13 protein-coding genes and 1 pseudogene are annotated in these 11,738 nt (G+C 61.3%); 6 read left to right on the top strand and 8 right to left on the bottom strand.

The genetic code is table 11. The features are described 5' to 3' along the window. Together XB14_RS33475 and XB14_RS24920 are read right to left on the bottom strand one after the other, a co-directional pair. A partial coding sequence (locus XB14_RS33475) for a hypothetical protein (protein WP_210190046.1) occupies positions 1-294 on the bottom strand: 294 nt, incomplete at its 3' end. Positions 295-463: 169 nt separating this feature from the next. Continuing rightward, positions 464-1,729, bottom strand: coding sequence for an MFS transporter (locus XB14_RS24920; protein ID WP_077965403.1), 1,266 nt, complete (start codon positions 1,727-1,729; stop codon positions 464-466). A 104-nt stretch (positions 1,730-1,833) separates the two neighbouring features. On the opposite strand from XB14_RS24920, the gene XB14_RS24915 reads away from it, so the two are divergent. The 3 genes from XB14_RS24915 (at position 1,834) to XB14_RS33350 (ending at position 3,358) form a co-directional block, all read left to right on the top strand. Then, on the top strand, positions 1,834-2,283 hold the full coding sequence (locus tag XB14_RS24915) for a winged helix-turn-helix transcriptional regulator (protein ID WP_077965401.1): 450 nt from the start codon (positions 1,834-1,836) through the stop codon (positions 2,281-2,283). A gap of 300 nt (positions 2,284-2,583) precedes the next feature. Next, complete coding sequence (locus XB14_RS33355) at positions 2,584-3,072, top strand: hypothetical protein (protein ID WP_179119662.1); 489 nt, start codon at positions 2,584-2,586, stop codon at positions 3,070-3,072. A gap of 1 nt (position 3,073) precedes the next feature. Continuing rightward, positions 3,074-3,358 carry a GGDEF domain-containing protein gene (locus XB14_RS33350; RefSeq protein WP_179119661.1) on the top strand — a complete coding sequence of 95 codons (285 nt, stop codon included), beginning with the start codon at positions 3,074-3,076 and terminating at the stop codon, positions 3,356-3,358. A 99-nt stretch (positions 3,359-3,457) separates the two neighbouring features. On the opposite strand, the gene XB14_RS24900 is transcribed toward XB14_RS33350, so the two are convergent. Further along, entirely contained in the window at positions 3,458-3,961 is a 504-nt protein-coding gene (locus XB14_RS24900; RefSeq protein WP_077965387.1) for a helix-turn-helix domain-containing protein, read from the bottom strand. A 444-nt stretch (positions 3,962-4,405) separates the two neighbouring features. Here XB14_RS24900 and XB14_RS24890 point away from each other — a divergent pair, with 444 nt between their 5' ends. Both XB14_RS24890 and XB14_RS24885 read left to right on the top strand, forming a co-directional pair. Then, positions 4,406-5,908, top strand: coding sequence for an AAA family ATPase (locus tag XB14_RS24890; RefSeq protein ID WP_234804139.1), 1,503 nt, complete (start codon positions 4,406-4,408; stop codon positions 5,906-5,908). A 34-nt stretch (positions 5,909-5,942) separates the two neighbouring features. Further along, positions 5,943-6,569: a hypothetical protein gene (locus XB14_RS24885; RefSeq protein ID WP_077965386.1), complete on the top strand. Its 627-nt coding sequence runs from the start codon at positions 5,943-5,945 to the stop codon at positions 6,567-6,569. Positions 6,570-6,622: 53 nt separating this feature from the next. Here the strand turns inward: XB14_RS24885 and XB14_RS24880 are convergent, their stop codons facing one another. The 3 genes and pseudogenes from XB14_RS24880 to XB14_RS33965 form a co-directional block, all read right to left on the bottom strand. Beyond that, complete coding sequence (locus XB14_RS24880) at positions 6,623-7,408, bottom strand: ATP-binding cassette domain-containing protein (protein ID WP_143348530.1); 786 nt, start codon at positions 7,406-7,408, stop codon at positions 6,623-6,625. Between the two features lie 80 nt (positions 7,409-7,488). Beyond that, positions 7,489-7,710: an iron chelate uptake ABC transporter family permease subunit gene (locus XB14_RS32825; RefSeq protein WP_143348529.1), complete on the bottom strand. Its 222-nt coding sequence runs from the start codon at positions 7,708-7,710 to the stop codon at positions 7,489-7,491. Between the two features lie 43 nt (positions 7,711-7,753). Then, positions 7,754-7,834, bottom strand: a pseudogene (locus tag XB14_RS33965) (hypothetical protein); the annotation flags it as partial. Positions 7,835-8,311: 477 nt separating this feature from the next. Between XB14_RS33965 and XB14_RS24875 the strand changes: the two are divergent. Then, positions 8,312-9,496, top strand: coding sequence for a TCR/Tet family MFS transporter (locus XB14_RS24875; protein ID WP_077965457.1), 1,185 nt, complete (start codon positions 8,312-8,314; stop codon positions 9,494-9,496). Positions 9,497-9,607: 111 nt separating this feature from the next. Here XB14_RS24875 and XB14_RS24870 read toward each other — a convergent pair whose 3' ends face one another. Both XB14_RS24870 and XB14_RS24865 read right to left on the bottom strand, forming a co-directional pair. Then, complete coding sequence (locus tag XB14_RS24870) at positions 9,608-10,453, bottom strand: sulfotransferase family protein (RefSeq protein ID WP_077965384.1); 846 nt, start codon at positions 10,451-10,453, stop codon at positions 9,608-9,610. A gap of 38 nt (positions 10,454-10,491) precedes the next feature. After that, positions 10,492-11,697, bottom strand: a complete 1,206-nt coding sequence (locus XB14_RS24865) for a glycosyltransferase family 4 protein (protein ID WP_179119660.1) — start codon at positions 11,695-11,697, stop codon at positions 10,492-10,494. Positions 11,698-11,738: the final 41 nt, after the last annotated feature.

Raw genomic sequence — 11,738 nt, 5'->3', positions numbered from 1 at the left:
AAAATTTACGAGACTTATCAAAGGGCTCCGAGGAAACTCGGGGCCCTTTTTGCATTGGAACAAGAAGCAAATGCCAAGGCGGTTTTTATTGCCGACATTTCCGGGATGAAAGCCTCGCCAGCGGCGCGACGAGACGCAGCACCCACTGGCGCTCGGCGCCGATGTTCCAGCTGGTGATGGCGCCGTTTCCAGCGACAGCATCGCATCCTCCGAAGACACGACAATCGCAGCCATTTGTTGGGCGGCACGTTCCTCCGCTACATTGCTGCCTGACGTGTTTTTGGCGTCCGACATGGCCTCGGTCCGGGACAGATGACGCTCAGGCAACGTAAACGCACGGTTTCGGTGATGCTTCAGCAGAGCCAGGCCGCAAAATGCCACGCGGTTGGGGAGCCGGCGGGCGGGCTGCACCAAAGCGCGGCCGCCCGTTGGGTGGGCGGCCGGCGCAAAGCTGACTAGTCAGCTAATCGTTCAGCGTCGCGTCATCTTGCGAACCCGCCGGTCTCGTTGCCAGCCAGAAGAGCAGGGTCGCAAGGCTGAGCGCTGCGCCCATCAGGCAGACGCCGTGCCATCCCGCATAGGCGTAAGTGATGGTGGAGAAGGACGACCCGATCGCGCTCCCGAGCGAATAGAAGAACATGTAGGCGGCGGTCAGCCGGTTCTGCGCTTCTGGTCGAACGCGATAGATCAGCGCCTGGTTGGTCACGTGCACGGCCTGGAGCCCGAAGTCGAGCACGAGGACGCCGGCGACGAGCCACAGAAGCGAATGGTCCAGCAGCGAGATCGGCAACCATGCGGCGAGCATAAGCGCCAGAGATATCCCCGTCGTTCTCTGGCCAAATCCGAGATCGGCCCAGTGTCCGGCTCGTGACGCCGCCAGCGCCCCGGCGACGCCGGCCAGCCCAAAGAGGCCGACCTGCGTATGCGACAGGGAAAAGGGTGGCACGCTCAGCGGCAGGACGAGCGGGGTGAGCAGCGTCGTCACGTTGGCGAAGATCAGCATGGCGATGACGCCGCGGGTACGCAGAACTGGCTCTTGCCTGATCAGCAAGAAGGTGGAGGAGACGAGGCGGAAATAGGTGAGCTTGCTTGCCTTTCGCTGTTGATCCGGCAGCAGCTTGTAAAGCAACAGCGCGATCAGGAGCGTAAGCGCAGCCGACACCAGATAGACCGAGCGCCAGCCGGCCAAGTCCGTCAGAAGCCCGGCAACGGCGCGGGCGGAGAGAATGCCTATGACGATGCCGCTGGTGACAAACCCCACGACGCGGCCCCGTTCCGCCGGGCGAGCCAGGCTGGCCGCATAGGCGACCAGCGCCTGTGTGAGGACTGCCAGCATGCCGACCGCCGCGATTGAAGCCATCAGCATTTCCGCGTTGGCTGAAAGGGCGACGAAGCCAAGGGCCGCAACTGACAACAGCGACTGGACGATGATGATCCTGCGGCGATCGAAAAGGTCGCCGAGAGGAACAAGCAGGATCAGGCCGAGCGCGTAGCCAAACTGGGTCGCGCCGACGATCAGGCCGGCGCGTGTTTCCGATAGGTCGAGATCGGCGGCCATGACGTCGAGCAGGGGATGGGCGAAGTAGGCGTTGGCGACTGCAAGGCCAGCCGCGAAGGCAAAGAGCGTCATCATCGGGCGCGTCAGCGGCGAGGCCGGGTGGGCGCCGTCGACCGGGCACGCGGCATCGTTTGCAGCGCCTGCCGGCGCCGCAGCAATTCTACCATCCATTGGACTTGCTCCTTAGTTTGGTTTAATAATGAAACCAAATAACGGATACCATTTTGGTTTCATAATGCAACTAAAATTCCGTGAGGCGCGTGAGGAGAATAGGCATGGTGGCCCGCAGACGACTGAAGGGAGATTATTGCCCCAGTGCGCGATCACTGGATGCCATCGGGGACTGGTGGTCGCTGCTGATCGTGCGCGACGCGTTCGATGACATCCGCCGCTTCAGCGATTTCCAGAAGAGCCTTGGCATTGCCAAGAACATTCTGACGGATCGCCTTAGAGCGCTCGTCGAGCGCGGCATTTTCGAAACGGTTCCGGTCGGGGAGGCAAAGGCGCGGGTCGAGTACCAGTTGACGCCGATGGGGCGAGACCTGTTTCCGGTGATGGTCGCCTTGCGACAGTTCGGCGAAAGACATTTGTTCCAGCCCGGCGAGGAGCATTCATTGCTGGTTGAGAAGGAAACGGGCCTGCCGGTGAAGCTCGATATCCGCACGCAGGATGGCAGGCCGATCGATGCTGCAGGGACGGTGCTGGTCAAAGTTCCCGAGGAGTGACTTGCCTTCCGCCTGACCTGCACGGCGCAAGGCCGGAACCGCTCTAACTTTAGACGAATATTCAGTTTTCTCTGGTACTCTGCGTCGAGTCTTTCCGCAGCTCGGGAAATTGGCGATGGGCGTTGTGACGCTAGACCAGGTAGAAGGCCAGATCGCGCGCGGCTTTCGCTATCTGCGTTTTTCGCCGGACATCGAAGAACTCTTCTGCAGGGATTATGCGGCGGAGCGTGTGCGACTTGCCGCCATCTGGGGCGTGATCGGCATCTTCATTACGACCTCGTCTATTTCGGCGATCACACCATGTTGCCGGATGTCTTCACCGCGCTGTTCACCGTTCGCTTCCTGGTGTTCACGCCCTTCGTCATCGCCTGTATCCTGGCGGTCCGCCGTTGGCCGTACGCCCGCCTCTATGACGTTCTGGCGGTGGCGATCGCGGTGCTCGGCGTAACCCTGCCGATGGCGGTGGCCACGCAAAGCACCAGTCCCTACCTCTTCGTCTACCAGAACGGCAATTCCGCTGCCTTCCTGTTCTTCGTCATCGCGCTCAGGCCCCGGTTCCTTGCCGTCCTTGCGGGGCTTGCGCTGATGTGCGCGTCGCATTTCACCACGACGCATCTGAGCGTTGCCTTCGACGACCTATTCCGGCATCATCACTTTCTATCTGACGCTGTCGATTTTCCTGGCGGTCAGCGCCTATTTTCTGGAGCAGAAGGACCGGCAGAATTTTCTCAATCAGCTGAGGGGCAGCCTCCTTTGCCAGCAGCTCGAATGCAACGCCGAGCGGGATGAGTTGACGGGTCTATTGAACCGCCGCTCGCTGGTGCGGATCGGCGGCATGCTGTGGAACGGTGCGCCCGGGCCGTCCGCGATTTCGGCGATCCTGCTCGATATCGATCACTTCAAGCGGTTCAACGACGTTCACGGCCATATTGAAGGCGATGCCTGTATCCGCGCTGTCTCGCAGTGCATCCGTGCCACGGTCGACGATGCCGCCTTCGTCTTCCGTTTCGGCGGGGAGGAGATCCTGGTGCACCGAACGGGAGAAAGTTCGAGTCGATGTGGATGGACGTCCTAAAACACACGAGCCTACGCTAGGATTATTTGCGGCTCAGGCACTGCGCCCGGCTTCGCCGATAAGGCCGGAGCGCGATGCATCCTGAAATCTCGCTACACTTCAACCGCGCTGAATTGTGTTTGGAGATTTCCATCTAACTCCCACGCCGAAATACTTGTCGGTGACCGGATCACCCCATCCCATGAAATCGACACCAGCGCGCTCGTAGAAGCTCAGAAGCGTTTGGTGCGACTCCTCCCAGTCCTTGCCGGATTCCAGGCTTTTTACGGTGGCCCGGCTGAGACCGGCTAGCGCCGCGATCTCATCCTGCCGCTTGTTCAACAAAGCTCTAGCAGCCCGGAAAGAAACCCGTGCGTCTTCGGCGTGAAAGCTGGCTTTCACTGCGTTGCTGATTTCGGGGGAGCTGGGAGGTATCCACCTAGCTCCAGCACGGGTGATCTCATTTCCGATGGATGCCTCGCCAAGCAGCTCGATTCCCTCAGAAACGTAAAAATCAACCAATTCGAGGTTCGTATTGATGCGCGCGTCCGACGTTTCGACAATTGTCAGGTATCGATGTGGCACGGCAGCGCGCTCCGCAGCTTCGCGCTGCGAGAGGTTCATCAGCGCGCGAGCGACCCGCAGAGCATCTACGGTGATTCGGTTTCTCGAACTTTGTTTGGTATGTCCCCATCCGCCCTTGCCGAGTGCCTCCGGCGTCTCTCCGATGATTTGCAGAACATTGATCTATGTGCCGATGCACAATCGCCATCGGTTGCCATCAACACGTGGGCGTTGGCCCAACGCACGGTCCCGTGTTTGATCGGACGGCCCATCGGACATCCCAGCGTCGTCGACGGCAGAGCTGCCAGCTCCAGCGAATTCTTTTATTTGGACCCTGATCGCGGCATCGCGCGAACTATGTCGCGTTGGTATCGGTTGGGCACGCGGGTCGACCCCGAATACTGGAGAGATCGCATTTCCAGCAATCTGTGGCGGTTGTGCTTTACTCCGCTCAGCACGGATCACTCTGAGCCTTTTGGAACCTTGAAATTCTAGGAGCGAGCAATGCCTTCAACACGTTCGGCCAAACGTACACGCGTGCCTTGGAAGCTGGAGACGCATGTCCGCAACTCAATCGTCACGTTGCCTGTTTTCATGGCGTCCTGCTCGGTCGCGGCGTCACTCCGGGCCAGGAACAGACCGCATTCGAACTTCATCGTGACCCTTCGAGCCAGAGACGATTTCTATCACCCGGTCTATGCCGAAGCGGCCGAGGCCTTTGCTGCCGGCATCTGGAAGCCCCGGGAGTTTACCTCCTATGCCTATGAGTGGAAGGACCGGTCATTTCGCGATGAGATGGAAGCTCATAAAAACAAAAGAGCGATCTTCATCGCCCCGCCGGACTACAATCTCGACGACGACAAGGGGCTGTTTTCCGACGCAGTCCTGGACTTGGAGCCGCGGACGAGGCGGCATGCAGAGACCGCGCTTCGACGTGCCGGTCTGCCGCTATCAGACCGGGACGTCGACCTACTTTTGTCGGAGCCCTGGCCGCGATTGGTCAAGGCTTTTCAGGATCGCCGTCATCCCATGCTTGCCCTGGAGAGATTGCGAACTCATTCGCGCGTGCCGGCGAAACCCGCGCGCGAGGTCGCAAAACCGTTGGGACCGACACTTGCCGACATGCACGGATACGGACCTGCGCTGGAATGGGGAACCAATCTTGCGAAAGACCTCGCCGACTACAAGGCAGGTGTTCTCCCATGGAGCGATGTCGACAATGGGGTCTTGCTTTCCGGACCTCCAGGTGTTGGAAAGACGATGTTTGTAAGCGCGCTCGCCAATTCCTGCCAGGTGCCGATCATTTACGGTTCGGTTTCTGAATGGCAGGAAGCAGGCGCGCTCGACAGTCACTTGAAAGCTATGCGGGCTTCCTTTGCCGAGGCGAAGGAGAAAGCGCCGTCAATATTGTTCGTCGACGAGGTCGATACGTTCGGCGATCGGACAGAGACAGATCGAAACCGCGGCTATTTGCGAGCCGCGATGGCGGGGTTCCTGCAGCTTCTGGACGGTTTCGAACGTCGCGAGGGCGTCGTAGTGATTGGAGCCTGCAATTATCCCGACCAACTCGATCTCGCGATCCGGCGGCCAGGCCGACTGGATCGGCAACTCGAAATTGCGTTTCCTGATACGAAGTCACGGCTATCGATCCTGGCATTCCACAGCGGCCTCGATCTGGATCAGTCCCAGGCCGAGAAGTTCGGCATGGCGACCGATGGCCTGTCGGGTGCCGACGTCGAGCAACTCGTCCGGGATGCCAAGCGGCTGGCGCGGCGGCGTCGGGAAGTCCTTTCGGGGGACCACATCGTAGAGCAATTGCCGACGGCAACGGAGCTGCCGGAAGAGTTTCTACGCTCGCTTGCCGTTCACGAGGCAGGTCACGCTGTCGTGGCATTCGACATCGGCTACGGGCGCGTGAGCGAGGTCAGGATTTCGCGCTACAGGATCGACGGGAAACGCAGTGGACTGGGCTACGTCCATACGATCAAACCGGCGCTCGGCCAATGACAAGTACCGACTGACAAATCAATAGGGCTTCTAATTGATCGAATTGCAAACTCCACGAATCCGCAGTTGGGTCGAAGCCTATGAGGCACGCCTTGTTGATCTCCAGAGGGAGAAGGCCGCGCTTGTTGAGAAGATCGAAAACTCCGAGAAGACGATGCCGGATTTCGACAAAACCTTACGAACCGCCATAGCGTTTCTCGCAAGCCCTTGGAAACTATGGGAAACAGGGAAGCTCGAAGATCAACGAGCCGTGCGAAAGCTGGTTTTCTCCGAGCATCTTCAATATGCCCCGGAACTAGGCTTTCGAACCGCCGAAACCACGTTGCCGTTCAAGGTGTTAGCAGACATAGCGGCGCAGAATGTTCAAGTGGTGCGGGCGGCCGGACGTGAACCGCTGCAGGCTTTGGCGATGGCCGAGCGGATACGGACTGCCATCGAGGGGCTGCGGATCACGCATCGGGGTCTTGCTGACGGTTGCGTGACCGCCAGCCTCGGGGCCGCGTCGGCGGTCGCCGCCGAGACCCGCTCGAGCGGCTGCTGCAGAAGGCGGACGACGCGCTTTATGAAGCCAAGCGCATGGGCAGAAACGCCGTTGTGCTGGCCAAGGACTTGGGACCTGACGTGCAGGTCGCCTAGCCGGGAGCGGAGCCAAGCCGGGTAGAACGCCGCCCTCCGGCCGCCAAAATCGGTCGTGGACCTTCCGCTCGTCTTCCCTCAACTCGGAACGGCGATGACGCGCTCGGCCGAGGGGTGGGGGAAGACATCCATCTGCACCCCGTAGATGCGTTCGAGCGTCGTCTTTTCCATGATCCTCTCCGGCCGGCCGCTGGCGATGAGACGGCCGGAATGGAGCGCAACGATCTGGTCGCAGAAACGGCTGGCCATGTTGATGTCATGCAGCACGAGAATGACGGTCAATTCGCTGGCACGTGACAGGGTTCGAACGAGCGAAAGCACCTCGATCTGGTGCGCAACGTCGAGCGCGGCCGTGGGCTCGTCGAGAAGCAGGCATGCCGCATTCTGCGCCAGCAGCATGGCGAGCCAGGCGCGCTGGCGTTCGCCGCCGGAAAGCGTGTCCACCAGCCGATCGGCAAGCGGCAGCATATGTGTACGATCCAAAGCGCGCTCAACGCTCTCCCGGTCGTCGCGCCCGAACCGGCCGAGCGCGCCATGCCAGGGGTAGCGCCCCATGGCCGCCAGTTCCCGGACGGTCATGGCCGGAGCCGAGGGGATTTGCTGCGGCAGATAGGCGAGCCGTCGGGCAAAGTCACGGCTGGCCCAGGCCTCGAGAGGCTTGCCGTCGAAAGCAATCGTGCCGGATGACGGCGCCTGCTGCCGGGCCGGCATCTTCAGGAGGGTCGACTTGCCTGAGCCGTTGTGGCTGACGAGCGCCAGCATCTCGCCCCTGGCGATCTCCAGGGTCGTCGGTTGCACGAGCACGCGGCCGCCGACGGAAAAACTGGCGTCACGCAGCGCAAAGAGAGGTCTGGCGTCTGTCATCGGGGTTCCTGCAATGTCTGCCGACGGGTCGTGATCGGGCCGCGTTTCGATTTGATCGGGTAAGCTGTTCGCAGCCGGCTTCATTGCGTGCGACCCCGCCAGATGAGCCAGAGGAAGATCGGCCCGCCGAAGAGCGCGAAGATCAGACCCGGCGCCATCGGCCACGGCCAGGCAAGGTTGCGTCCGATCCAGTCCGCGCCAACCAGGAAGGCAGCGCCGGTGAGGGCGCAGGCGAGCACCAGATCGCGTTCGCGCCGAAACCCGGCCTGGGCGCCGAGGTGGGGGGACCATGAGGCCGACAAAGCTGACCGGGCCGACGATCATCGTTGCGGCGGCAGCAGCAATGGCGGCAACGAAGAACAAGGTGGCTCGAGCTGCACGACCCGGTATCCCGATCGCCGTGACGGTCGTATCGCCAAGCGGCAGTGCGGCGAGCCAACGGCCAAGAATGAGCGCCGCCGCAGTCGCGGCGAGATCAAAGCCAGCTTGTCGTCACGGCTTTTCATCGGATTGAAGTCGCCCCCGCCATCCCCGCACCGTTGGCCGGCGCGGGGAATGGGATAGCGGGCCGCAGAGCCAAGTGCAATAGTGGAGTTTAAATCTCATGTTATTGACTTGCCGCTAGTCAGGGATTGCGGCGCGCGGCTATCTGACGTAAATGTTGCCCGTCGCGAAAAGCGACCGCTTCCCTTGATCCGCTCAGTGGCGGAGTAAACAGGTGGACGAATTGGCGTCCAGGCGGTCGAGTACATGCCATCCCCGCCTATTTCGGCGCGGATCGGCCAGCGTCTCCCAGAAACCAGATATCTGACATTTCGTCAGCCCCCTGCTCGCGAGCCATTGGCGCCTGGCGGTGCCGCACGCTCGCGTCTACCGGAGCGTGCCATGACCACACCCTTTACCATGAACAGACCACTTATCGTCATTTTTGCTGCCATTATCCTCGATGCCGTCGGCATCGGGCTGATCTTTCCCATTCTGCCGTCGCTGCTAAAGGAGGTCACGCAGACGGAAGATATCGCGCCGCTCATCGGCACGATGACTGCCCTTTATGCCGTAATGCAGTTCCTGTTTGCACCGGTGCTCGGTGCGCTCAGCGACCGCCTCGGCCGACGGCCCGTCCTGCTGCTCTCTCTCGGCGGAGCCGCCGCCAACTACCTGTTTCTGGTCTTTGCCTCCAATCTCTGGATGCTTCTTGTGGGGCGCGCAATCGCCGGCCTGACGAGCGCCAATCTGGCTGTCGCGACCGCCTATATCACCGATATCTCGCCCGAGCATAAGCGTGCCCGCCGCTTCGGCCTGTTCAACGCCATGTTCGGCATCGGCTTCATCGTCGGCCCGGTCCTCGGGGGCATCCTCGGCGACCATGGCTTGCGGTTGCCCTTCATTGCCGCTGCGGTCCTGAACGCCTGCAATCTGTTGCTGGCGCTCTTCGTCCTGCCGGAATCACGCGTTCCCGGCCGGGAGAAGATCGACCTGGCGGCGCTCAATCCGCTTCGCCCGCTCAGTTGGGCTTTCTCCTCCAAGGGCTTGATGCCGATCGTCGTTCTGTTCATCACCTTCAGCGCAACCGGCGAGGCCTACAGCACCTGCTGGGCGCTGTGGGGTGGCGACGCCTTTCACTGGAACGGGTTCTGGATCGGTCTTTCTCTCGGCGCCTTTGGCGTTTGTCAGGCCCTCGCCCAGGCTTTCCTTCCGGGCCCGGCGGTGAAATGGCTCGGCGAACGCACGACGATCCTCATCGGCGTCGCCGGCGCGTGCATCGGATTGGTCGTCATGGCATTCGCCACCGAGGGCTGGATGATCTTCGCCATCATGCCGGTTTTCGTTCTTGGCGGCATCGGCGTGCCGGCCTTGCAGTCGCTCGCGACCCGGCAGGTCGATGAGACCCGGCAAGGCCAGTTTCAGGGCGTGCTGGCCTCGGCCGTGAGCCTGGCATCGATCGTCAGCCCGCTCGCATTCTCGAGCTTTTACTTCGTCGTCAGGCAGGAATGGCCAGGGGCTATCTGGCTGTCGGTCGTCGCCGTCTATCTGGTGGCCGTGCCGCTCGTTCTCGGCCTGCGATTTGAGCGATCTGTCGCGGACTAGGGCATGTCGCGCAAAAGTGCGCAGCGGTTTTGCGACAACGACATGCACCAAACCGATAACTTAAAGCGCACGGAGCGAATCCGAAGGAGCGCGACGCGCTTTAGGGCAGCATCAGGCCGCTGGTCGCGCGCTACCGGCGGCCGCCTGCAGCCAACCCGAAAGGTCCTGCTTCAAAAGCGCGCCTAGCCTTTCGGTTTCCGGCGCGTAGAACTCGACCAGCCGGTTGCGCAGGTCCGTCGGCAGCGGCACATAGTCGAGTTCGCGGGCGACCATCGAGCGCAGGCCCTTCACGATGGCATTGCCACGGAAGGGGGCTGCGATCGGCTTTAACGGCTGAAGAAGTCGGCGAAGCTTCGGCGGCACGACGGGCACGGTCTTGTCCTTGACCTTGTTGAACACCGGATGCAGCGGCGAGGGCAGTTGCAGGAAGTCTCTGACCGCATCGAGATGGGCCTGCGGGCTCTGGCGCATGTGCTCATAGAGCAGAACCTGCAGGTTCTCGGCCGGATACAGGTCGAGATAGGCTTCCAGCTGGCGGCAGTAGAGCCCGCCGACCAGGAAACGGCCACCTTTCGCCTGGCGCGGATCGAGATAGCTGGTGATGTCGGTGCCGACTTCTCCACGGCGATAGAGCATGCAGTAGTCGGAATAGGCGCGGTCGACCGGATTTCGAAGCTGCGCGATCAGCCGCGCGTGCGGCAGCGCTTTCTTGATGCGGGCAGCCGCTTCCGGTGCGTCGAGGTAGGAATTGGATTTCTCGCCGACGATGGCCTGTTCGGACTTCGGTGCGAACTGCTCCAGATACCAGCCGTCGCCCTTTTCGAAGTTGCGGCTGAAGAAGTGAAGTTCGGGATCCGGCATATAGACGGAAGGGTTCTGCTGCAGCGATTGCTGCAGCCATGTGGTCGCGCTCTTGGCGGCGCCGATGATCAGGAAATCGATATCCGAGAGCTGCATGTCGTTCTCTTTCTTTCCGCTGTCGGGGAGCGCATCCGTCAGTGCGCGGGATGAACCGAAATGTCGGCCGGTGGCTTTCCGAGAATTCGCTGATAAATGCTGACGATGCCGTCGACATGGGGTTTGATGCCATAGGCGGCGAGCGTCGAGACGCGTGCCTGTTCGCTGATGCGCTGCCATTCGCCGCGATCCTTAAGCAGGCGCTCCATCGGGGCGACGAAAGCCTGCGGGTTTTCCGGCTCGACGAGAAACCCGGTAACGTTGTTTTCGATCGCCTCCGGGTTCCCGCCGTGATTGGTCGCGATGACCGGGGTGCCGTACATCATGGCCTCGATGAGGGTTCTTCCGAACGGCTCGCTCATGGCCGGCACGAGCAGGATGTCAACTCCGCACATAAAGGGCGCGACGGGATGGCGGAATCCCATGAGGTGGATCTTGTCGGCAATCCCGAGCGCGCGTGCGCGCTCTGCGGTCTCGATGTCGAGCCGTGGTCCCGCCTGCTCCGGCGTGCCGAAAAGCAGGCCGGCAATCGGGAAGTCCGGATTGCTGCGGTGGAACGCGTGAACCGCCTCGACGAAGCGAAGGGGGCGCTTGCGTTCGTTGAGAAGCCCGAAGTAGCCGACGAACCGCGTGTCTTCCGGCAAACCGAGTTCGTGGACCAGCGCCAGCCTGCATTGCTCCCGATCGGGGATCTGGTCCGGATGCCTGAACGGGCTGTGCAGCACCGAGATACGGCCTTCAAGCGGCAGCAACGGCTTTGCCGGCTGGGCAAACCGGGAGACGGTGACCACGTGCTTGGCGAGAAGGGGCGCAAGCATGTTGACGGCCCGGGCACGGGGGTCGCCGCGGTGGTGCCACAGGAGCTTTGCGCCGGCCAGGTAGGTTGGAAGCGCCCAGGTCGTGTGGATCGCGCCATCGTTGGTGTGCACGATGTCGATGTGGTGCCGTCTCAGGAGCTTGATGATCTTCACCATCGAGATCGGATACCGTAGCGCCGAGAAGGATCGCTTTGCGAGGGGGCGATCCCGTTGCGGTGAAAGGACGTCAATGTCCTCGATCGTGACGTACTCGATCTTGTTCTCGTCCAAATATCTGGAGAGCGCCTTGCGCGGATGATGCACGAAGACGATGGGGTTTATCCGGCTCCGGTCGAACGACGATATGAGGTTGAGCGCCGATATGTGGCTCCCCCCGATGTCATCTCCCGAAAATGGAAATCCGACGGTAATTGCTTTTTGAGACACGAAACGAGGTCCCGAAAGTAAACTAAATATGGAAAAACTAT

The sequence above is a fragment of the Ensifer adhaerens genome (assembly GCF_002007205.1).
Taxonomy (GTDB): domain Bacteria; phylum Pseudomonadota; class Alphaproteobacteria; order Rhizobiales; family Rhizobiaceae; genus Ensifer; species Ensifer adhaerens_D.
This window is presented reverse-complemented; position numbering and strand designations above follow the sequence as displayed.